This window comes from Rhodococcus sp. NPDC057297, from assembly GCF_042667435.1.
Classification (GTDB): Bacteria; Actinomycetota; Actinomycetes; order Mycobacteriales; family Mycobacteriaceae; genus Rhodococcoides.
Genome location: NZ_JBHUZE010000005.1, coordinates 236635 through 259100, shown reverse-complemented (window position 1 = coordinate 259100; position 22466 = coordinate 236635). Strand labels below are relative to the sequence as shown.

General features: G+C 64.6%; 21 protein-coding genes. 2 read left to right on the top strand and 19 right to left on the bottom strand.

Translation table 11 applies throughout. The features are described from left to right. Window positions 1-4: 4 nt before the first annotated feature. Both ACFULT_RS17490 and ACFULT_RS17485 read right to left on the bottom strand, forming a co-directional pair. On the bottom strand, window positions 5-979 hold the full coding sequence (locus ACFULT_RS17490) for an alpha-E domain-containing protein (RefSeq protein ID WP_037110330.1): 975 nt from the start codon (window positions 977-979) through the stop codon (window positions 5-7). Then, window positions 980-2518, bottom strand: a complete 1539-nt coding sequence (locus ACFULT_RS17485; protein WP_255122947.1) for a circularly permuted type 2 ATP-grasp protein — start codon at window positions 2516-2518, stop codon at window positions 980-982. It abuts the gene before it with no gap. 366 nt (window positions 2519-2884) lie between these two features. Here ACFULT_RS17485 and rpsT point away from each other — a divergent pair, with 366 nt between their 5' ends. Then, window positions 2885-3145 (top strand): 30S ribosomal protein S20, encoded by a 261-nt coding sequence (gene rpsT / locus ACFULT_RS17480; RefSeq protein WP_019664690.1) that lies wholly within the window; start codon window positions 2885-2887, stop codon window positions 3143-3145. Between the two features lie 65 nt (window positions 3146-3210). On the opposite strand, the gene holA is transcribed toward rpsT, so the two are convergent. The 11 genes from holA to ACFULT_RS17425 form a co-directional block, all read right to left on the bottom strand. Continuing rightward, a complete protein-coding gene (gene holA, locus ACFULT_RS17475; RefSeq protein WP_037110327.1) occupies window positions 3211-4185 on the bottom strand; it encodes a DNA polymerase III subunit delta in 975 nt (324 codons plus the stop codon). Window positions 4186-4251: 66 nt separating this feature from the next. Then, entirely contained in the window at window positions 4252-5790 is a 1539-nt protein-coding gene (locus tag ACFULT_RS17470) for a ComEC/Rec2 family competence protein (RefSeq protein ID WP_378482015.1), read from the bottom strand. Beyond that, the gene (locus ACFULT_RS17465) at window positions 5787-6668 is read right to left on the bottom strand and encodes a helix-hairpin-helix domain-containing protein (protein WP_037110325.1); all 882 of its coding nucleotides are present in this window, start codon (window positions 6666-6668) and stop codon (window positions 5787-5789) included. Before ACFULT_RS17465 ends, ACFULT_RS17470 begins: the two co-directional genes overlap by 4 nt. A gap of 120 nt (window positions 6669-6788) precedes the next feature. After that, entirely contained in the window at window positions 6789-7646 is an 858-nt protein-coding gene (locus ACFULT_RS17460) for a DegV family protein (protein WP_037110324.1), read from the bottom strand. Next, window positions 7643-8386, bottom strand: a complete 744-nt coding sequence (gene octT / locus ACFULT_RS17455) for a diglucosylglycerate octanoyltransferase (protein WP_378482014.1) — start codon at window positions 8384-8386, stop codon at window positions 7643-7645. Before octT ends, ACFULT_RS17460 begins: the two co-directional genes overlap by 4 nt. After that, window positions 8373-9038, bottom strand: coding sequence for a histidine phosphatase family protein (locus ACFULT_RS17450; protein ID WP_378482013.1), 666 nt, complete (start codon window positions 9036-9038; stop codon window positions 8373-8375). The genes octT and ACFULT_RS17450 overlap by 14 nt, the downstream gene beginning before the upstream one ends. Window positions 9039-9041: 3 nt before the next feature. Further along, window positions 9042-9452 (bottom strand): ribosome silencing factor, encoded by a 411-nt coding sequence (gene rsfS / locus ACFULT_RS17445; protein WP_378482012.1) that lies wholly within the window; start codon window positions 9450-9452, stop codon window positions 9042-9044. Further along, on the bottom strand, window positions 9453-10181 hold the full coding sequence (nadD, locus tag ACFULT_RS17440; protein WP_255032893.1) for a nicotinate-nucleotide adenylyltransferase: 729 nt from the start codon (window positions 10179-10181) through the stop codon (window positions 9453-9455). 24 nt (window positions 10182-10205) lie between these two features. Beyond that, window positions 10206-11621 carry a VWA domain-containing protein gene (locus tag ACFULT_RS17435; RefSeq protein WP_037110316.1) on the bottom strand — a complete coding sequence of 472 codons (1416 nt, stop codon included), beginning with the start codon at window positions 11619-11621 and terminating at the stop codon, window positions 10206-10208. A gap of 1 nt (window position 11622) precedes the next feature. Continuing rightward, window positions 11623-12510, bottom strand: a complete 888-nt coding sequence (locus tag ACFULT_RS17430; protein WP_037110362.1) for a MoxR family ATPase — start codon at window positions 12508-12510, stop codon at window positions 11623-11625. A gap of 50 nt (window positions 12511-12560) precedes the next feature. Further along, a complete protein-coding gene (locus tag ACFULT_RS17425; RefSeq protein ID WP_037110314.1) occupies window positions 12561-13829 on the bottom strand; it encodes a glutamate-5-semialdehyde dehydrogenase in 1269 nt (422 codons plus the stop codon). A 153-nt stretch (window positions 13830-13982) separates the two neighbouring features. On the opposite strand from ACFULT_RS17425, the gene ACFULT_RS17420 reads away from it, so the two are divergent. Beyond that, window positions 13983-15080: an NADH:flavin oxidoreductase/NADH oxidase gene (locus ACFULT_RS17420; protein ID WP_037110313.1), complete on the top strand. Its 1098-nt coding sequence runs from the start codon at window positions 13983-13985 to the stop codon at window positions 15078-15080. A 126-nt stretch (window positions 15081-15206) separates the two neighbouring features. On the opposite strand, the gene ACFULT_RS17415 is transcribed toward ACFULT_RS17420, so the two are convergent. From ACFULT_RS17415 to ACFULT_RS17390, 6 genes are all read right to left on the bottom strand, one after another. Beyond that, the gene (locus tag ACFULT_RS17415) at window positions 15207-16169 is read right to left on the bottom strand and encodes a D-2-hydroxyacid dehydrogenase (protein ID WP_378482011.1); all 963 of its coding nucleotides are present in this window, start codon (window positions 16167-16169) and stop codon (window positions 15207-15209) included. Further along, a complete protein-coding gene (locus ACFULT_RS17410; RefSeq protein WP_037110309.1) occupies window positions 16169-17542 on the bottom strand; it encodes an MFS transporter in 1374 nt (457 codons plus the stop codon). The genes ACFULT_RS17415 and ACFULT_RS17410 overlap by 1 nt, the downstream gene beginning before the upstream one ends. A 189-nt stretch (window positions 17543-17731) precedes the next feature. After that, on the bottom strand, window positions 17732-18970 hold the full coding sequence (locus ACFULT_RS17405; RefSeq protein WP_378482010.1) for a M20 family metallopeptidase: 1239 nt from the start codon (window positions 18968-18970) through the stop codon (window positions 17732-17734). Next, the gene (locus ACFULT_RS17400; protein WP_378482009.1) at window positions 18967-20298 is read right to left on the bottom strand and encodes a PLP-dependent aminotransferase family protein; all 1332 of its coding nucleotides are present in this window, start codon (window positions 20296-20298) and stop codon (window positions 18967-18969) included. Before ACFULT_RS17400 ends, ACFULT_RS17405 begins: the two co-directional genes overlap by 4 nt. Beyond that, window positions 20295-21509 carry a Xaa-Pro peptidase family protein gene (locus ACFULT_RS17395; RefSeq protein WP_170945308.1) on the bottom strand — a complete coding sequence of 405 codons (1215 nt, stop codon included), beginning with the start codon at window positions 21507-21509 and terminating at the stop codon, window positions 20295-20297. Before ACFULT_RS17395 ends, ACFULT_RS17400 begins: the two co-directional genes overlap by 4 nt. Before the next feature lie 244 nt (window positions 21510-21753). Further along, window positions 21754-22452: a GntR family transcriptional regulator gene (locus tag ACFULT_RS17390; RefSeq protein WP_378482008.1), complete on the bottom strand. Its 699-nt coding sequence runs from the start codon at window positions 22450-22452 to the stop codon at window positions 21754-21756. Window positions 22453-22466 lie beyond the last annotated feature (14 nt).

The following is a 22466-nucleotide window of genomic DNA, read 5'->3' as shown; positions in this document are numbered from 1 at the left end:
CAGCTCACAGTTCACCTTCCAATTGATCCTCGTACGTTCCCGAACCCGCATCGGTCCACGCGACCCAGGGCGCCGCATGGAAATACTGCTTGGAAATCGCGTCTCCCAGTTCTCGGCACGTCTCCTGCAGCGCCAGCAACCTGTCTTGCAGATCGTCCAACAGTGCTCCGGGTCGCAGAAATTCGAGCTCGCTGCGGGCGCGGCCGAGTAGTCGCTGCGCCTCGGCTCGAGCGCCGACGCGGCTGTTGGGCTGATGATCGAGTTGATCCAACGAGCGTTCCGCCTCACTCAACGCATAGAACACCGAACGTGGGAACAGCCGGTCCAACAGCATGAATTCGAGCACTCGCTGCGCATCGAGCGCGCCGCGGTACGTGCGGAGGTAGGTGTCGTGCGCGCCCGCCGCACGGAGCACGGTCACCCATGCCGGCGACGACGGCCGGTCACCCGCACGCGAGAGCAGCAGACGCACCACCATGTCGACGCGTTCCACCGAACGACCGAGAATGAGGAAGCGATATCCGTCGTCGTGACTCAGCGTGGAATCGGCGAGTCCGGCGAACATCGCCGCCCGCTCCTCGATGTAACTGAAGAACTCGTGCGGTCCGGTGCGCTTCGACGCCCGGATGCGGTCTCCCAAGCCGTTGTAGGTGGTGTTGAGGCACTCCCACATCTCGGTGGACGTGACTTCCCGTGCACCACGAGCGTTCTCACGGGCACCCGACAGGGAATCGACGATCGATCCACGTCCCTCCCGACTGAACGCGACCACCTCGGTCAGCGACCACACGTCCAGGGACACGTCGGGTTCGTGCTGGAACCCGAGAACGCGGAGCAGGACACGAGAGATGTGATCGGGATCGACCGTCGCGTCCTCGAGGAGCTGATGGACCGTGACGTCCAGGATTCGAGCCGTGTCGTCGGCCCGCTCCACGTACCGCCCGATCCAGTAGAGCGACTCTGCGTTACGCGCGAGCATCTAGCATCCACCACCGTTCGAAAGCTGTTGCTGCTGCTGTTGTTGTTGCTGCTGCTGCTGATCCATGGTCAATTCCGGGCCCTGTTCGGCCCGTGGAGCCTCGGGCGGCTCGCTGACGATCTCCTCACCCGCTAGTTCCTGCTCTTCCTGCGACGTTCGAGTTGCCAGAACCCAGGTGTCCTTGCTTCCACCGCCCTGGCTCGAGTTGACCACGAGCGAGCCTTCGGGAAGCGCGACTCGGGTCAGCCCGCCCGGCAACACCCAGACGTCGTCGCCGTCGTTGACCGCGAATGGCCGCAGGTCGACGTGGCGAGGCACGAGCCGGCCGCCGATCTTCGTCGGAACCGTGGACAGCTGAACGACGGGCTGCGCGATCCAGCCACGGGGATCGGCTCGGATCTTCTTGCTGATCGTCGACAGTTCCTTGGGCGACGCGTCGGGACCGAAGACGATGCCGTAACCGCCTGATCCTTCGACCGGCTTGATGACCAGTTCGTCCACTCGGTCGAGCACTTCCTCGCACTCGTCGTCGAGCCAGCACCGGAACGTGTCGACGTTCGCGAGGAGCGGCTTCTCGCCCAGGTAGTAGTCGATGATCGTCGGAACGTACGTGTAGACCAGTTTGTCGTCGCCGACTCCGTTGCCGACGGCACTCGAGATGACGACGTTGCCTGCGCGAGCGGCGTTGACCAACCCGGCGACGCCGAGGACCGAGTCCGGACGGAACTGCATGGGGTCCAGGTAATCGTCGTCGATGCGGCGGTAGATGACGTCGACCTGGCGTTCGCCCTCCGTCGTACGCATGTAGACGACGTTGTCGCGGCAGAACAGGTCGCGGCCCTCGACCAGTTCGACACCCATGAGACGAGCGAGCAGGGAGTGTTCGAAGTACGCGGAGTTCGCGACACCCGGTGTGAGGACGACCACCGTCGGGTCGGCTTCGTTGAGGGCCGCGGACGCGCGTAGCGCCCGGAGCAGGTGCGACGCATAATCACCGACGGCGCGTACCCGGTGCGTGGCGAAAAGATCGGGGAACACTCTCGCCATGGTGCGGCGATTTTCCATGACGTAGGACACGCCGGAGGGCGACCTCAGGTTGTCCTCCAGCACACGGAACGTGCCCTGGGCATCGCGAATCAGGTCGATGCCTGCGACGTGGATACGCACGCCGTTGGGCGGGACGATGCCCACTGCTTCACGGTGGAAGTGCTCACACGACGTGACCAGACGTTTCGGCACGACGCCGTCGCGCAGAATTTCTTGGTCTCCGTAGATGTCGGCCAGAAACATCTCCAGCGCCCGGACGCGCTGCTTGATGCCACGTTCGAGGCGCGACCACTCGCCTGCGGCGATGACGCGCGGAACTTGATCAAGAGGAAACGGGCGTTCCTGTCCCGAGAGGGAGAACGTGATGCCCTGGTCGACGAAGGCGCGGCCGAGTGCATCCGAGCGCGCGTCGAGGTCCGCTGAACTCGACGGCTCGAGTGCGGTGTGAATGCCCTTGTAGGGAGTCCGGGTCTTGCCGTCCGGGTCGAACATCTCGTCGAAGGCCAGACCGTACTTTCCGACATCGGAATAGCCGCCGAACACGCCGTCCACTTCGGGTTTCTCGCGAGCTGCCGACTTGGATTTGCTTGGCTTGGCCTTGTCTTGGGCTGTGGCTGCAGATCGCGGGCTCATCTCGGCAATGTTGCTACAGAGGCAGGAGATAAGCGCGCCGGACGCGTTAATTTCTGGAAACGCACAACACTTACCCTGTGTACGTACAGGCCGAATTGGGTTCTGCCGACGGTGCTGGTATTCTCGATCTTCGGCGCTGGGCTTCATGGCTTGGCAGCAGACTTCGGGCATTCCAGCATGGACCGCCCTGACCGGAATACCGACGAAGACAGAAGGATTTTACGCGTGGCCAACATCAAGTCCCAGAAGAAGCGGATTCTCACCAACGAGCGCAACCGCCTGCGCAACCAGTCGGTGAAGTCCTCGCTGCGGACGATCATTCGCTCCTTCCGCGCCGCTGAGGCCGAGGGCGACAAGGACAAGGCTTCCGCCATCCTCGTCAGCGCAGGTCGCCAGCTGGACAAGGCAGCCAGCAAGGGTGTCATCCACAAGAACCAGGCAGCCAACAAGAAGTCGGCTCTGGCTCTGGCAGTCAACAAGCTCTGATTCTTTTTCGTCGAAAGAACCCGCTCGGTCGTCACCGAGCGGGTTCTTTCGCGTTCCCGTGATGCCTACCGTGCACTGAGCGTCGCCACCACCGACACTGCGCTCTCCACTGCATAATCCGCGTCGGCGGCCTGGCCCTTGACGTCGGCGTTGAGCTTCGACACCACCTGCAAAGCCTCCCCGATCGACGCACCGGTCCAGCCGCGGGCCTGTGCTTGTGCTTTCTTGATTTTCCACGGCGGCATCCCCAGTTCTCCCGCCATCTTGAACGGGTCACCTCGGCCTGCCGAACCCACGAGTGCGATAGTGCGAACTGCATCGGCCAGTGCGTCGGCCAGCAGAACATGCGGCACGCCCCGATGCATGGCCCACCGCAACGCTTCGAGAGCGCCGGGCACGTCTCCCCCGACGGCTTTCTCCGCAACGTCGAATCCGGATACTTCAGCTTTGCCCGAGTAATACCGTCGGACCGCGTCGACGTCGACCTTGCCCGCGGTATCCGCAATGAGCTGCGAGCAGGCGGCAGCAAGTTCACGAAGATCGGAACCGACCGCCTCCACGACCGCCTCCACGACGTCCTGGTTCACTCGCACCTGGGCCGTGCCGAACTCACGTTTGACGAAATCCGACCTCTCCGACGCCTTCGTCAGCTTTGCGCACTCGTGCGTGACGGCACCGGATTTCTGCAGCGATCCCACCATTGCCTTGGCCCTGCCACCGCCGGAGTGCATGATCACCAACACGGCCCCCTCGGGCGGATCGGCCGCCGCGTCCAGAACCAACGCGACGGCGTCCTTACCTGCCTCGGCTGCTGCTTCGAGTACGACCACGCGGTCCTCGGCGAACAGCGACGGGCTGAGAAGTTCGGCAAGTTCCGGTCCACTTGCGTCGCCTGCCCGCAGTTTGGTGACGGGAACATCGTCGCCCTCGGGGGCGGCCTTCTTGACCGACGAGACGATCGATGCCACTGCCCGGTCCATGAGCAGTTCCTCGTCACCGAGAACGAGATGCAGAGGTTCCACCGGACTGTTCGCATTCACACCGACGATCGTGCCATGTGGGTCCGACGTAGTTCACCGCCACCTGCCGCGACGCGGATTCGGTCTTCACACCGACCAGACGATCCACAGAACCGTGGCCGCTGCCCCCGCTCCCCCGATCATCCACCGCAGGAATCGAACCCTCAGAGCGCAGACGATCGCAGCCGTCACGGCCACGACGATCACCACACCTGCTGCGCCGCCGGGAGTTCCGATACTCGCACCCGGGACGGATCCCGCGCGCTCGGCAACCAGGATCAACCACCACAGCGGAGCGTCGGTGAGTCTCAACACGAGGGACGCCGGCCCCGACGCCCACGGTGCCACGGCAGCAGCGACCACACCGACGACGGTGATCGGCGCCACGACGGGTGCGACGGCCATGTTCGCGGCGATTCCCACCACCGACAGGGTTCCGGACATGCCCGCGACGATCGGTGCGGTCACCGCATGAGCCGCCGACGCGACCGCAACGATCTCCGCGGCGCTGCGACCCCAGCCGTGGCTGCGCAGCCAATCCACCCACACCGGAGCCACCACGACCAGTCCCGCGGTCGCGGCAACCGACAGCGTGAAACCGACGTCGACGGAGAGCTGAGGCAACCACACCAGCAATCCGAGGACAGACGTACACAATGCGGGGACAGCTTGCCTGCGTCTGCCTGTCACGAGAGCGAGCAGGCCGACCGCGCCCATGACGGCCGCACGCAGCACACTCGGTGACGGTCTCGCCACGACGACGAACGCGACGACAGCCATCGCGCCGATCAGCACCGTGGTCCTGGGACCGAGCGCCGCCGAGCGGGTGAGCAGGAGAACCGCACCGAGCACGATCGCGAAGTTCGCACCCGACACCGCGGTCAGATGAGTCAGACCCGCTGCGCGAAAGTCGGTTTCGACGTCTTCCGGCAGGCCGGACACGTCGCCCACCACGAGTCCGGGAAGCACACCTGCGCGATCGGCTGGGAGAGCCTCTGCGGCGGCGGACGACAGCGATGTCCTGACGGTCGACGCCGCGCGGGCGACGGTTCCCGGTGGCTGGACGTGCAGGGGTGGTCCGTTCACGCGGACGACCGCGAGCGTCAGGTTGCGCCGGGTCGGTTCCGCCAACCGACCTCTCACCAGAACCTGTTGGCCGGGCACCAGATGGTCCCATCCGTCGGAGGGTGCGAGCACAGTGAGGCGGCCACCCAATTCGATCGGTGTGCCCGCGAGGTCGATTCGTCGGAGCTCCACCGCGATGGTCACCATCGAGGGTCCGGGCGAGCGTGTCCGTCGGGGATCCTCTACGACGGACACAGCGGCGCTGATCCACGCACGGTCCTTCGCGGCTGCGGTTACCGGACTGGACTCGAACATCGAGGCGTGCACGGCCGACGCGCCTGCGTAACAGCACGACACGACGGACATCGCGACGAGCCCGAACGCTGCCGCGCCGAGCCGAGCCCGGCATCGTAGAACAACGACGACCACGACACCCGATATCACCGCGACCGCGGCAGCGAGTACCGATCCGCCGAGAACTCCGACGATCGTCGCACCCCATCCCGCCGCTGCCGCCGGAACCAGGCGCACATCGTGTGCACGGATCGGCGGTTCGGTCATACCGTCACCTGAGGTCTGAGTTTCTCCAGGCGCACCGGACCGATACCGTCGACCTCCGCCAATTGCCCTATGTCGCCGAACTTTCCGTTGACCTCCCGCCAGGCGACGATGTTGGCCGCAGTCACCGGCCCCACGCCGTCGAGGGCGTCGAGCTCGGCGACCGTCGCGGTGTTGAGGTTCACCAGTGCCGTGGACCCGGTCGCTGAGTCCTCGGCGGAACCGGGCTGGTCAACGGAATCAGGGCCGTTGGCAGAACCGGGCCCGGATGACGCAGCCGAATCTCGTACGGTGCCACTGACTACCGGCCTACCTTCCGGCGGGAGAACTCCGACGATGATCTGGTCACCGTCACTCACCTTGGCAGCGAGGTTGAGCGCCAACATGTCCGCACCCTCCAGGACGCCGCCGGCCGCAGCGATCGCGTCCGCTACACGGGCGCCTGGCGGCAGGTTCACCAACCCCGACGAGACGACGAGGCCGACCACGCTGACCACGATCCGCGACGGGGGCTCCGGCACCGATGGCTCCGTCGCACTCGGTGTCGACTGCGAGTCCGACACCGGTTGCACGACGGGCAGGGCCGGTACCGGTGCCACCTGCGGTGAGTCTCGCAGCATCGCGTAGCCCGCGACGAGCAGGACGATCAGACCGACGCCGCACAGTCCGAGGAGTCCGGTGCGACCGGGATCCATGCGAGCTCCGCGCCACCGCTCCGGAAGATACGCGGACAGAGCGGAGTCGTGACCGTCGTCGAACCCGAGCCGCTCCGGTCCGTCCCGTACCGCGCTGTCGGAGTCGTCGGCGTACTCGTGGTCATCGGTTGCGCGATCGACTCGAACGGCCTCCCGAGAGATGGGCCGAGCCCGCGGCGATGACATGGGAGGTGACGGTAACGAGGCCGCCGACCCCACCGCGCCGCGAAACCCAGGTCGTGAATTGCCCTGTGGACAACCCAGCGCCTGTGGACAACCCGCACCCCCGCGGTGGTCCGACGACGGCTACTGCGCGACGACGACCCCGACCGCGCCGGGCCCGACGTGCGCTCCGAGGACAGCGCCGAAGGGCACCACATCGATGTCGATCGGGTGCGCGATGCGCTCGCGCAGCATGGACACCACCGTGTCGGCACGGTCCGGGCAGAGCATGTGGTGCACCGTCATGGCGAGGTCGTCGTCACTAGAGTCGTCGTCACCCGAGTCGGCGGCGCCCTCGGCCACTCTCGAGGCAGCGTCGACGAGCTTGTTCAGCGCTTTCGTCGAGGTGCGCGCTTTCTCGCCTAGTACCAGCTTTCCGTCGGTGAGGTGCAGCACTGGTTTCATCGCAAGCGCGGTACCGAGCAGTGCTGCGGCAGCGCCGATTCTGCCGCCGCGACGAAGGTGGTCGAGACGATCGACGACGATGAAGCTGCTCGTTCTCGCCGTCATCGACGCCGCGGTGTCGTACACGTCGTCGAGACCGTCACCGTTCGCTGCCGAGCGCGCCGCGGCGAGCACCGCATAACCGAGACCCATGCCGGCGGAGGCCGAATCGACCACACGAACTCGATCCCCGACGGCTGCTGCAGCCTGACGAGCAGCCTCCCAGGTGCTCGACAGTCCTCGCGAGATATGCACGGCCACAACCCCGTCACCGCCACTGCGATCGAGGGCATCGGAGTAGAGGTCGGTCAGCTCGGACGGCGACGCTCCGGCCGTCGTCACCGGACCTTTCGCAGCGAAGTCCTCGGGGATGGTGTCGACGCCCTCTCTCAGGTCGACGCCGTCGACGAAGACATGAAGCGGCGCCACTGCGATTGCCGAACCGCCGCGTTCGGGGCCGATGCATGCCGACGAGTCGGTTACCACGACGACTGTCACGCCGGTGCGCTCCGATCGGGCGCAACCGATCTCAGCACGGTGAGCATGGCGTCGGCGACCTGAACGTGGGCGTCCCAGCCCCAGTGGATTCCATCCGGGTTCGCCTGTCCGGAGTCGATGTTCTCCCGTACGGCGGTGGCAAGATCCACGAGCGGGACACCTGTGGTCGAACTCCACTGCCGCAGAGCCTTTTCCGCCGCCGGTCGACCGGAGTGAACCCGACCGTAGGCGTCGGAGCGGTGCACCGAAGGAAGCGTCCCGACGACCGGCAGATCCGGGCGGACGTAGGCCAGCGCGGCACGCGACTGTTCCAGATAGTCGACGCTGAGCTTGGGCGGCAGAGCCACCGGCCAGCCGAGGTGCGCGAGTCGCGGCTGCGCCCACTGGTATCCGGTACGAACGATTCGGCGGAGCGCGGGCGGGCGAATGTACCGAATCTGCTCACGGAGGGCGGTCGGCATCGGCGAAGGCAGCGAGTCCATTCCACCGACACCGAACACGACGGCGCCCGCCTTGGGGATCGCGGCCCACACCCGTGGGTCCTGAGTGAGTGCCCACCACGCGTCTCGACTGGTCCAGCCGATCCGGGCAACCAACTCTACTTTCCAACCCAGCTCGGCGGCAACGATATTGGGCCAGATGCGAGGATCGTCGACGGGCAGTCCGCCCTCGGGCCCGTAGTAGCTCAGCGAGTCCGCCAGCACCAACAGAACGGGTGCGGGAGCATCAGAGGACGTCACTGGCCACCCGCGCCGACGCATTCCACACGTCGAGGCGCCAGCCGAGATTCTCGCCCTCTCCGTGGCTGCTCAACTGCACCCAACTCGTGTTGGACAGTCCGCCGAGGACCGGCCACCGGTCGACCGGCAGATCCAGTAACGCCGCGGTCATGGCTGCGATCTGACCGCCGTGCGCGACGAGGACGACGGGCGCACTCGACCCGTCGGATCCCCACTCCGGCAGATCTGCGACGAGTTCCTGCACGACGGGCAGGCTGCGGCGCGCGACGTCGATCCTGCTTTCGCCTCCGGGCGGTGCCATCGTCGCGTCGGCGCGCCACGCCGCACGTGCCCCGGGTGCGACGGCGTCGACGTCGAGGTGGGTCAGGCCCTGCCATTCGCCGAGGTGCGTCTCCCGGAGTCGCTGATCCGTGACGACGACGACGCCCGACGCGTCACCGAGAGCGACCGCCGTGTCGTACGCCCGTCGCAGGTCCGAGGACACGATGCGGAGCGGTGAGCGGGCCGCGAGTTCCGCGGCCGCGGTCTTGGCCTGGGATCGACCGAGTTCGGTGAGATCGGTGTCCAGCTGTCCCTGCATCCGGTCGCCCGCGTTGTATTCGGTCTGACCGTGGCGCAGTAGGATCAGCTGCCGTTTCGTCGGTTCGGTCACTGCTCAGGAATCCGAACCGTCGTCGCCTGTTGTCTCCGACGTCTCGGGACGTTCGCCGAGTCCGGGGACCTCGATGCTGGGGCAGTCCTTCCAGAGCCGCTCGAGGGCGTAGAAGTTCCGCTCGTCGTTGTGCTGCACGTGCACGACGACGTCGACGTAATCCAGTAAGGCCCATCGACCTTCCCTGGTCCCCTCTTTACGGACGGGCTTGAAGCCTTCTTCGCGAAGCTTGTCCTCGATGTTCTCGACGATCGCGTTGACCTGGCGCTCGTTGGGCGCCGAGGCGATGACGAAGCAGTCGGTGATGACCAACTGCTCCGAGACGTCGAGAACCACGACGTCGCTCGCCAGCTTGTCGTCGGCCGCGAGTGCCGCGATGCGTGCGATCGAGGTGGCCTGGTCTGTAGCAGTCACTTAACTTGTCTCCCGTTGTGTGGAACTCGAGTGTGTCGAACCGGCTTGTGTCTTCTGAGGGGCAGGCTCCGACATGGTGACAGAGCCGTCGAGGCGCTGTTCGCCTTGCGGTCGGTAGAGGTTTCGCTTGGAGATGTACTGGACCACGCCGTCCGGTACGAGGTACCAGACCGGGCGATTCTCGCTTGCGCGCAGTCGGCATTCGGTGGAGCTGATCGCGAGTGCCGGTATCTCTATCAGCGTCAAGGCGTCCTTCGGCAGGTCTTGGAGATGATCCGCCAGGTGCTCGACGCCCAGTTCGAAGCCCGGCCTCGATACTCCGACGAACTTGGCGAGCTCGAACAGCTCTTCCCAGTTCTGCCAGGTGAGGATGCTTTCCAGGGCATCGGCACCGGTGATGAAGTACAACTCGGCACTCGGGTGCTGCTCGCGTAGATCACGAAGCGTGTCGACCGTGTAGGTAAGTTTCTCGCGGTCCACATCGACTCGACTGACCGAGAAGCGCGGATTCGACGCAGTCGCGATGACCGTCATGAGATAACGATCCTCGGCCGGGCTGACGGCCTTGCCTTCCTTCTGCCACGGCGTACCCGTCGGGACGAAGATGACTTCGTCGAGGCCGAAACTGTTGGCTACCTCGCTCGCTGCCACGAGGTGGCCGTGGTGGATGGGATCGAACGTTCCGCCCATCACGCCCAGCCTGCGAACTACGTCGGGTTGTCGGTGCACGATTGACGAGCTTACTTGCCGTGCTCAGACGGGAAGGAGTCGCGAGACGATGTCACTCAGTTGCTGCGCCGATCGGCACTCGTACATGCCGATCACCTCGCTGTACACCCCTGCCGCGGAGTCTCCGGACCCCCACTGCCCCTTCGGCTCGGGGTTGAGCCAGTACGCGTGCTTGGCAACGGCAACCGTTCGCGCCAGAGCCCCGAGTTTGGGATCCCGATAGTTGGTGCGGCCGTCGCCCAGGACCAACACCGAGGTCCGTGAGGTGACGGTGTGCGCGTACTTGTCGTCGAAAGTCTCGAACGCGTTGCCGTAATCGGAGTGACCGTCGTAGGTGATCAGCTCGGATTCGCGCATGATCCGCGACATGGCTGCACCCAGGTCGCTTCCGGTGTCGAAGAATCGAGTCACCTCGTCCGTCGAGTCGATGAACGCGAACACCCGTACCCGTGAGAACTGCTCCCGCAACGCGTGGACGAGCAACAACGTGAAGTGACTGAAGCCTGCGACGGAACCGGAAACGTCGCACAGCACCACCAGCTCGGGCCGCGCACGCCTGGGCTTTCGCTGCACGAGGTCGATCGGTACACCACCGGTGGACATGGATTTTCTCAGCGTCCGCCGGAGATCGATCGAGCCACGCGTGCTGCGCTGCCTTCGCGCCGCGAGGCGACTCGCCAGCAGCCGCGCCAGCGGGGCGACGCTTCGCTTCAGGGCGACCATCTCGGTGTCCGACGCTCGGAGGAAGTCGACTTCCTCGGCGAGCTTGGGGACGCCGTAGCTCGCGACGCGTTCCTTGCCGAGGCGCTCGGCAGCGCGACGCCGAGTCTCCTTGTCCACCATTTTCTTCAGGTCGGCGATTCGCTGAGCGGCTGTGCGCTTGGCGACCTCGTCCTCGTACGATCCCGCTGGCCTGTTCGATCCGGTTTCCGCGTTTCCGAGTAGGCCTTCGAGTATTCGGCTGAGCAACGTGTCGGGTGCGACGTCTCGGAGGGCCTGGTATGCCGAGAAGGACGGTCCGTTCGCCGATTTGTACTGGCCGAGTTCCTCGACCATCTGCGCAGCGAGCATCTCGGTCAGGCCGATCGCGTCCTCGCTGCCGTCGACGAGCAGGTCGGTGATGAGTTCGCGAAGTGCGACGAAGTCGACGTCCCCGTCGGGGGTACGCGGAAGAGCAGTGTCGATTCGTCCGGAGTCCCGTTGCCCGGTGGCCGCGGGGAACCACAGGTCGAACAACGCGTCGTAGGTGTCACGATGCGTGGGCCGACGCAACAGCGCGCAGGCAAGGCCTTCACGGAGGGCTTCGCGATCGAGCAGATCCAGAACCGCCAGAACGTGCCCCGCGTCCACGGTCTCCGACGGTCCGACGGCTATCCCGCGCTTCCGCAATGCCTCGACGAAATCGACGAGGTGACCGGGAAGACCGTGCGGTGCAAGCATGTCAGTTCAACCGGAGCTCGGCCGCGGCCTTGTCCTGATCGGATTGGTGCTTGAGCACGACCCCGAGCGTGGCACGGACTGCGTCGTCGTCGAGTGTGTCCATCCCGAGCGCGAGAAGGGTGCGTCCCCAGTCGATGGTCTCCGCGACCGACGGCAACTTCTTGAGCTGCATCGCCCGCATGACACGCACGACGCGCACCAGTTGCTCGGCGATGGCCTCGGGGAGCTCGGGGACTCGGCTCGCGAGGATCTTGCGTTCGAGGTCGGCGTCCGGGAAATCGAGATGCAGGAACAGGCAACGCCGTTTCAGGGCCTCGGACAGCTCGCGGGTCGCGTTGGACGTGAGGACCGTGAACGGCCGTCGCACCGCGGTGATGGTGCCGAGCTCGGGGATGGTGACGGCGAAGTCACTGAGCACCTCGAGAAGCAGACCCTCGATCTCGACATCGGCCTTGTCCGTCTCGTCGATCAGCAGAACCGTCGGATCCTCGCGGCGGATGGCTTGGAGCAGCGGACGAGCCAGCAAGAATTCCTCGGAGAACACATCCAGCTTGGTCTCGTCCCAGCTGCTCGAGCCGACGGTGCTGGATTGGATGCGCAGGATCTGCTTGGCGTGGTTCCACTCGTACAGTGCACGGGCCTCGTCGACGCCTTCGTAACACTGCAGTCGCACCAGTTCCGCATCGGCCGTCTGTGCGACAGCTCGCGCGAGCTCGGTCTTCCCCACTCCTGCCGGTCCTTCGATGAGCAGCGGCTTGCCGAGCCGGTCCGCGAGGAACACCGACGTAGCCGTGGCCTTGTTCGCGAGATACCCGGTCTCGGCGAGCTTGGCCACGACGTCGTCGACACTCGCGAACAGGGGCGGTGTCGTCGGTAATGCTCGATCCACAGTCAATCCTCTCGGGTTCTGCTTCAGGACCTCGGTCACACCCGGCACGATCAGACCGGGCGGGTGTGACCCTCGCCCCAGACGATCCACTTGGTCGACGTGAGCTCCGGAAGACCCATCGGGCCTCGGGCGTGCAACTTCTGGGTGGAGATGCCGATCTCGGCGCCGAAGCCGAACTGCTCTCCGTCGGTGAAGGCGGTCGACGCATTGACCATGACCGCGGCAGCGTCGACTCGCGTCGTGAATTCCCGAGCGGCGCCGAGGTCGGCGGTGACGATGGCCTCGGTGTGCCCGGTGCCGTAGGTGTCGATGTGCGAGATCGCTGCGTCGATACCGTCGACGACCTTCAGCGCGACGTCGAGAGACAAGTACTCCTCCGACCAGTCCTTCTCCGTCGCGGGCACCAATCCGGGTAGGTCGCCGTGCACGACGACACTGTGAGTCTGAAATGCCTGCAGCAACCGCGGAACCGCGACGTCCGCGATCGAACCGTCCACCAGAATGGTTTCCGCCGCGTTGCACACACTCACGCGTCGGGTCTTGGAATTGAGAACGATCTTCTCCGCGGTGTCGAGATCCGCAGCCGAATGCACGTAGATATGGCAGTTGCCGACACCGGTCTCGATGGTGGGCACCGTTGCATCACGAACGACTGCCGAGATCAGCCCGGCTCCACCGCGCGGGATGACGACGTCGACGAGTCCGCGGGCTTGGATCAGGTGCGTGACCGTCGAGCGGTCGAAGCTACGCAGAAGTTGGACGGCGTCGATGGGTAACCCGCCGGCTGCGAGTGAGCCCTGGATGGCTTCGACGAGGGCGGCGTTGGAACGCGCCGCGGAGGACGATCCTCGCAGCAGTGCAGCGTTGCCGGACTTGAACGCGAGACCGAAAGCATCGACCGTCACGTTGGGACGCGCCTCGTAGACCATCCCCACCACGCCGAGAGGAACGCGTTGCTGGCGGATTTCCAGGCCGTTCGGCAACGTCGACCCTCGAATGACCTCCCCGACCGGGTCCGGCAGTCCGGCGACCTGGCGCAGACCTGCGGCGATTCCGTCGATCCGAGCTTCGGTCAACCGCAGGCGGTCGAGAAGACCCTCGTCCGTGCCTGCGGCTCGCGCAGCGTCGACATCCGCAGTGTTGGCGTCGATGACCTGTGGAGCTGCGGCAAGCACACCATCTGCAGCTGCGTGCAGCGCAGCATCCTTCTCGGCGGTGGTCAGGAGCGCCAGGGCGCGCGAGGCGACCCTCGCTCGCTCGGCCGCGGCATGAACGAGTTCACGCTCGTCCACCTCTTCGTGGGCGGGTGCTGCAGTCATGCACTACACACTAACCGTCCGACACCGACGTTCCTGCAGTCGGTGAGTCGGCGCAGCCGAGTCGGGAATGACGACGCTGCCGCGTCGGTTGCCACGCTTCGAGGGTCTGCACTTCGACCGGCAGCCCGTCTCGAGAACGACGAAGGAGAAATCTTGAGCGCCTTGTTCGAGCCCCTGACACTGCGGGGCGTCACGTTCCCGAACCGTGTGTGGATGGCGCCGATGTGTCAGTACTCCGCCGCCAAGGAGGGCGACGATGTCGGAGCGCCCCACGACTGGCACCGGACCCACCTGGTCAGCCGCGCCATCGGCGGCGTCGGGCTGGTCATCACCGAAGCTTCCGCCGTCAGCCCGGAAGGTCGTATCAGCCCGGCGGATCTCGGGATCTGGAACGACCGCCAGGCCGACGCATTCGCGGACATCGTCTCGCAGATCCACTCCTTCGGATCGGTAGCCGGCATCCAACTGGCGCACGCCGGCCGTAAAGCGTCGACGACGGAGCCGTGGGCGGGTGGCGAGTCGATCCCCGCCGGCGAGCCGCACGGTTGGACCACGGTTGCGCCGAGCGCACTTGCGTTCGGCGACTACTCGACGCCCGTCGCAGCGACCACCGAGGACATCGCCGGCATCGTCGCAGATTTCGCTGCCGCCGCCGAGCGGAGCCTTCGCGCTGGATTCAGAGTTGTCGAGATTCACGCAGCGCACGGTTACCTGATCCATCAGTTCCTGTCGGCAGCGAGCAACAAGCGCACGGACGACTACGGCGGCGACTTCGCCGGACGCACACGTCTGCTTCTCGAGGTCGTCGACGCTGTGCGCGCGGTGTGGCCGGCCGACCTGCCCCTGTTCGTCCGAGTGTCCGCAACGGACTGGCTCGACGACACCTCGGGGCTGGAAGCTCCGAGTTGGACTGCGGATCAGACAGTCGCACTCGTGCAGTTGCTGCAGGATCACGGCGTCGACCTGATCGACGTGTCGAGCGGCGGAAACGCGCGGGCCCACATCCCTGTCGGTCCCGGGTATCAAGTGCCGTTCGCGAAGAGGGTCCAGAACGAGACCACCATCCCGGCTGCGGCGGTGGGGCTCATCACCGAGCCCAAGCAGGCCGAGGACATCGTGGCCACCGGCGAAGCGACTGCGGTGTTGCTGGGCCGAGAGCTTCTACGCGACCCGTACTGGCCTCGCCGCGCCGCCCGCGAACTGGGTGCAGACATCACGCCGTCGGTGCCGAATCAGTACGCGCGAAGCTGACCGGCACGGCTGAACGACGAAGACGCCGAACCGATTCAGTGCATCGTGGGTACCCCGGAAACGAGAGGCGAGTCCGACTCCGCCGGGGTGCCCACGATGTTGTCACCGGCCCGAGGGATCGATGCCTCAGCCTACGAAGCCCAGTTTCTTGTCCACCACGTTGACGAGGTCTTCGGAACGGGCATATTTCGTGAAGTTGGCGACGAACAACGCGGACAATTTCCCACGCCATCCGCGAGCATCGCCACTCATGTGCGGAGTGACCACCAGATTCTCGGTGGTCCAGATCGGGCTGTCAGCCGGCAGCGGCTCTGTCTCGAACACGTCCAATGCCGCCCCGGCCACGTGACCCGACTGCATCTGCGCAAGCAACGCGTCGGCGTCGAGCAGCTCACCCCTGCCGACATTGATCACTCGCACACCGGGTTTGGTGGCGGCCAACACGTCAGCGCTCACCACACCTCTCGTCGCCTCGGTCAGCGGAGCGACGAGCACGAGGTAGTCCACGTCGGGCACGACCTGGACCAGGTCTGCACTGGCATGCACCACACCGAAGTCCGCGTCTCCGGATCGCGCCGTGCGACCCACACCCGACACGCGCATACCGACCGCCTGTAGTAAGCGACCGATTTCGCGACCGATTGCACCCGTACCGACGACCATCGCGTGGGCGTCGTCGATACGCTCGGTTTCCCTGTGCTTCCATTCCTTTCGCTGCTGGAGCGCAGCGGACGCTGCTGTGTCTTTCGCGAAGGCGAGGATCTGTCCGAGTACGTACTCGGCAATCGGCCGGTCGAAGACACCCCGTGAATTCGTCACCACCACATCGGAATCGGCGAGATCGGCGAACATGAGCGAATCGACTCCGGCGGCTGCGATGTGAATCCATTTCAGCGAGTCGCACCTGCTCCACACCTGCTCTACCGCAGACGAGAAGAAGTCCCACAGCAGCAGCACGTCCGCCCCGGGGACGGCATCCGCGAGAGTGTCGGCAGTGGCGTAACGAACCTCCGCCACCGCGGACACCGTCTCCATGCCGACGGGAAGATCGTCGGCATGGAGTACGACGACAACGGGCTTGTCCGCCACTACTTCTTGTACCCCACGAGTTCCACACCGGATGCCGCGACCTCGTCGTCGTTGTCACCCGGGCACTGACTGCCCCGCAGTGAACGACCGGCCGTTTCCGGCATCAGCATGATCGGCACGAACGCAATTGCCGCGGCGAGCATCATGTACCAGCCGGGGATCAAGTTCGATCCGGTCTTGTCGATCAGGAACGTCAGGATGAGGGGCGCAGTACCGCCGAACAGAGACGTCGAGACGTTGTAGCCGATGGCGAACGCGCCGTATCGCACCTGCGTCGGGAACAGCGCCGGCAGCGTCGAGGACACGCACGAGCACATGATCACCAATAGGATGCCGAGTCCGAGCAGTCCGATGGACTGGCCGACGAGACCGGTGTTGATGATGAGCAGAAACAGCGGAACGCTGAACACGAAGTAACCGACGCAGGCGGCCAGCAACAGCGGTTTACGGCCGATTCGGTCGGACAGCGAGCCGATCGGGTTGATGATGGCCATCATGATCAACATGATGATCACCAAGGTGAAGTTGGACTGAGTCGTGCTGTGGCCCAGTGTGTCGCTGAGGTAGGACGGCAGGAACGTCAGCACGGTGTAGTACGCGATGTTGAGCAGCAAGACGAATCCCATCAGGATGAGAATTCGCTGCCAGTAGGTCATCGTCGTCTTCAACGACGCAATCGCACCGCCACCGGACGCACCCTCGGAGACCGTTTCGCCGTCGGCCTTCGCTTCGGAGAACACCGGAGAATCCTCGAGCCGCGTCCGGAGCCACAGGGCTACGATTCCCAGCGGCAAGGTCAGCAGGAACGGAATACGCCAACCCCATGCCTCCATGGTGTCGTCGCCGAGCCCGAGGTTGAGCAGCGTACAGAGAGTAGCGCCGGCGACAGTGCCTGCCAGGGTGCCGAATTCGAGGAACGACCCGAAGAATCCGCGGCGCCGGTCCGGTGCGTACTCGGCCATGAAGACTGCCGCGCCTCCGTACTCTCCACCGGTGGAGAAGCCCTGCACGAGTCGGCAGACGAGCAGCAGGATCGGGGCGAGAATGCCGATCGTGTCGAATGTGGGCAGAATGCCGATGGCCGCCGTGGCGATCGACATCATGGTCACCGTCAGGACCAGGACCTTCTGCCTGCCGATGCGGTCTCCTAGCGGGCCGAGCACGATCCCACCGATAGGCCTGATGATGAAGGATGCCGCGAGCACCGCGAAGGTGGACAGCAGGCTCGCTCCCCCGTCCTCCGACGGGAAGAAGTTTGCAGCGATGTACACCGCCAGGTAGCCGTACACTGCGTAGTCGAACCATTCGACGGCGTTACCGAGTGCCGATCCCCCGATGGCACGGTGAAGAATTTTGGTCTCCTCCGGGTTCAATTCGGAGGTGTCGGGCGGATAGCCCGTAGGACTTCCGTTTCCCCCTGCTTTCGAGTTACTACTGTCGGACCCACTGCTGGACGACTGTGTCACGGCCGGAATACCTCTCGCTTTGTGTACAAACGTGGAGCGTCGGGTTGGTACTTCGCAGCGTTTCACACTACGGAAGCTGATGTTCGTGTTTTCGCGCTACCCCTTCGTCCTGGACATAACTGCAGGTAGCGCAACGATTCTGGACGCCAATAGTGCGTACGCCCTTGCGCTGTCACACAATTGCTGGACCGACACCGATTCATCGGGTTGATGAGCCTGTGTTTCGATCTCACCCGGTCCCAGCACGACGACGGGCGTACCCAGATCTCGGGCGACGAAACCTCCGTCGCAGGATGCGGTCCACACGTCTGTCCCGCGATAACCGACCGCGTCGGTCACCGCAGCAACCGCCGCGGCCGCTGTGTCACTGTTTTCGCTGGTCAGAAAGCCCGGCATCTCCATCGAAACGCCAACGGACACTTCGACGCCGTCACCGGTGATTCCGGCGCCGTCGATCGAGAGACTCAGCTCGCGGGCAATCTCGTGTGCGTCTTCGCCGGGCAGAAGCCGCCGATCGACGGTGAGGACGCACCGATCGGCAACCATCGAGGTTCCGGTACCACCGACGATGGTGCCGACGTTCCAGGTTGCGGGACCGAGAACGGGGTGTGGGTTCTGTCGCATCTCGTGTGCGGATTCCTCGACGAGTCCGACGATCTTCGCCGCAGCCTTGATCGCGCTGCGGCCGTTGCTCGGTCTACCTGCGTGCGCGGACCTGCCCGTCACCACGATCTCCAGATTCGCAGCACCCCGGCACGCGGTGATCGTCACCAGGTCCGTCGGTTCAGCGACGATGCAGTGCGAGTACCTGGGCGCTGGCCCGCCCGCAGTGGTGCCACTCTGCACGAACGCTCTGATTCCGAGACCGGTGTCTTCCTCGTCCACGAGACAGGCAAGCGAGACAGGCGCGGTGAGTTCGCCTGCAGCGCGCTCGATCGCGGCCATCGCGATCACCACCGCGGCCAGACCGCCCTTCATGTCGCACGCGCCACGTCCGTACAGTCGGCCGTCACGTGTCGTCGCACGAAACGGATCCGTCGACCATCCACCCCCGGCGGGAACGACGTCGGAGTGCCCGACGAAGAGAACACCCGGATCCGTCGATCCCCCCACCGAGACAATCACATTCGGTCGACCCGGTGCTACGTCCACCACCTCCACTCGGAAGCCCAGATCACGGCACCGTGCGGCAAGCACGTTCGCAACGTCGCCTTCGGTACCACCTGGGTTCTCGCCACCTGCGTCGATCAATACCGATGCAAGAGAAACGATCTCATCGGAATCGATACATCCGAGCAGCGCCTCTTCGAAATCGGCAACTTCCCCCGTGATCATCGAGTGGGATCGCTGGACATCGTGTCCACCGCGCGGTCCACTGCTGCGGCAAGCCTTTTCACACCTTCGTCGATTCGCTCGGGCGTCGAGGACGCGAAGCACAACCTCAGCGAGTCGTGGAACTTGCCACCGACGGACAGTGCAGGTCCGGGTATGTAGGCGACCCCTTCTGCCAGAGCCACCTCGAACAGATCCTGAGTGGACACAGCGGATGCCCTCCCGCGCAGCGTGGCCCAGAGAAAGAACCCGCCTTCGGGATCGGTGGTCTCGATCGTGTCGCCGAAGTACTTCTCCAGGCTCCGTTGCATCGCGATTTTCCGTGGCCGGTATACGGCGGCGAGCGAACGAAGGTGTTCGGTCAGTTGACCCCTGCGGATGAACTCCGCGATCATTCGTTGGTTGGGCAGGTTGGTGCAGGTGTCCATTGCCTGCTTGGCGTTGATCAGCAACTGCCTGGCCTCGGGGGCGGCGTCGACCCATCCGACGCGCAGACCGGGTGCGATCATCTTGGAGAACGTTCGCACGGAGAAGACCAGCGGATCCGAGGGGCTGAGCGCTGCGAAACTCGGTATGTTCTCACCTTCGAATCGGAGCAGCCCGTACGGATCGTCGTCGAGGATCACCGATCCCCACTGATGTGCGAGTTCGATCAGCAGTGTGCGCCGGGCCAGCGACATCGTCGTGCCGGACGGGTTCTGAAAGTTCGGAATGACGTAGATCATCTTGGGAAGGCGCCCTGCTCGGGCGACCAGGTCCGGCAACGCTTCGACGATCAGTCCGTCGGAATCCATCGGCGCTTCGAGTACTTCGCCGCCGTAGCTCAGCACCGTCGCGGTTCCGTTGGTGTAGGTGGGGCTTTCGACGATCACCAGATCACCTGGATCCACGAACAGTTTGCAGGCGAGATCGAGCCCCTGCATCCCACCCGAGGTGATCACGATTCGGTCCGCCGACGATGGTTCGCCCACCGAGTCGAGGTACTCCAGGAGTGCGTCCAGCAGGCCGGGATCGCCTTCGGTGGCGGCGTAATCCATGGCGTCCGTCGTCATCACCTGCGCCGCGATCTCCGAGAACGCCGCCGCTGGAACCGTCTCCGCAGCAGGCGAACCCATTGCGAATCGAACGATGTCGTGCTTCTGTGCGGCGAGGAGCGACGTGGAGGAGTCGATGACCGAACCGACGAGTTTGTCGGTCCGAAGCGCCCACGGGATGGCGGGAGTGGAGCCTGCGGAATGACCCTGGTGGGCGGGAGTGGAGCCTGCGGAATGACCCGGAGAAGCGGGAGCGGAGCCTGCGGGGTGGTTGAGCGAGGTGGCGTGCATGTTCACTCCTTCGTCAGTAGGCGGCGCGGGTACGAGGTGAAGGTTTCCACTCCGCTGTCGGTGACTCGGACGGCTTCGGAGACTTCGTATCCGTAGTCGTCCATCCACATTCCGCCGATGATGTGGAAGGTCATGTTCTCGGCCAGGACGGTGTCGTCGTCGGTCCGGATGCTGACGGTTCGTTCACCCCAGTCCGGTGCGTAGGCGATGCCTATCGAGTATCCGATGCGAGACGGTTTGTGCAGGCCGTGTTTGGCGAGGCCGACGTTCCATATCTGCGCGAGTTCGGTCGTTGTCATTCCTGGTCGAACCTCGGCCAGGACTCCGTCGAGTGCTTCTCCTGTCGATTGGGCGAGGTAGTCGAGTCGCTTGCTGGGGGTTCCGAGGACGATGGTGCGCGCCATCGGTACGTGGTACCGGCGGAAGACGCCCGCGAGTTCGACGACGGTGGTCTCGCCTGCGATGAACCGCTGGTCGGACCACGTGAGATGCGGTGTGTCCGCGCCGGCGCCGGTGGGCAGCATCGGGACTATCGCCGGGTGGTCTCCGCCGAAATCGTCCGTTCCCCGTACCTGGGCGTTCATGATGGCCGCGGCTGCGTCGCACTGGCGTCCGCCGACGACGACGGCATCGTAGGCTGCCGACATCGCGGATTCGCAGACTTCGGCGGCGCCGCGCATGAGGTCGATCTCGGCGGGTGATTTGACCACGCGCACCCAGTTGACGAGTTCGTAGGAATCGGTGAATCGATATTCTGGAAGGGATTTGACCAGGGCTTCGAATGCCTTGGGGCTGAAGTAGTACGAGTCCATCTCCAGACCGACTTGGCCGTGCGAGAAATTGTTCACCACACCGAGTTCGCGGAGTCGCTGTGCGACCCAGACGAACGGGTGGGTGTCCTTGCGCTGCACGAAGGTCTCGGGATAACCGAATGTCTGCTCCTGCGGCAGCCACGAGGTCCGAAATGCTCCGTTGGCATCCATTTCTCTGGCGAAGAAGTACAGGTCGCCGTCCAACGGCACATAGAGCATCTGGGGGGTGTAGAACGACAAAGCGTTGTAGCCCAGCAGGTAATAGAGGTTGGATGGATCCGTGACGATGAGCGCCGTGAGGTTCTGTGACGCCATCGATGCCCGTACCGCTGCAAGGCGGGCGGAGTACTCGTCGTCGGTGAACGTGATGGGAGTGCTGTTGGGCAGATCCACGTATTCGGCCAGGCCTTCCGAGTGGTTCGGTCCGACTGCACTGGTGACCTCTGCCGCGAAGTATTCGTTCACTGGTACCCCCTTTCGAGGCGTTTCGGGTGTTCCGATCAACCGGTCTGCAGTTTGCAGATTGTTGACAATCAGGCTAAGTGCCAGGTCCACTCCGCCGCAAGAGAATCCGTGTTACTTCTTCGTTTCGACTTGTGCGCGCGGGCGACACGCTACCGACCCGCCCGCGCGCACGTACCCTGACCAGCTACTGGGCGATTCCCGTTGCCTCGTCGGCCATCGCACGCGTGAGATCGTGGATCGCGGTGTCCATGTGCTCGTGCACGCCGGCTTCGAGTGCAGACCAGTCTCCCCCGACCAGCAGGTTCACCAACAACTGATGTTCTTCGACCAATGCTTCCGGTCGGTAGTACGCGGTTTCGAGGTTGGCCATGCAGATGCGCGCTTCCGCGGCCAACGTCGCGTACATCCGCGACATGCGACTGTTGGACGTCGCGGACACGAGCGCAGTGTGGAACGCCAGGTCCCGCTCGGCAAGCCCGAGCCAGTCCGCGCGATCGATGAACGGCTGCATCTGATCCACGATCGCCGACAATCGAGCAGCCGTCACCTTCAACGTCGATTCCTCCCCGTGCACGAGGGTCCACGCGGCGCCCACTTCGATCGCTGCACGAGCCTCGTAGATCTCCGCGACATCGTCGCTGCTGAGTTCCACGACGAACACTCCGCGATTGCGGTAGCTGACCAGCAGACCTTCTTGGTTGAGCCGCTGTAGCGCTTCCCGCACCGGGCCTCGCGATATTTCGAGTTCGGCGGCGACGTTCGCCTCGTTGATCTGCTCACCGGGGGCATAGGAACCGTCGATGATGCGGTCACGGATCTGATCGGCGATCACCATCGACGTGTTGCGCGCGTTGATGGGCGTCAGTCTTCTTGATCCTGGCACTGGTCTCTCCTCCT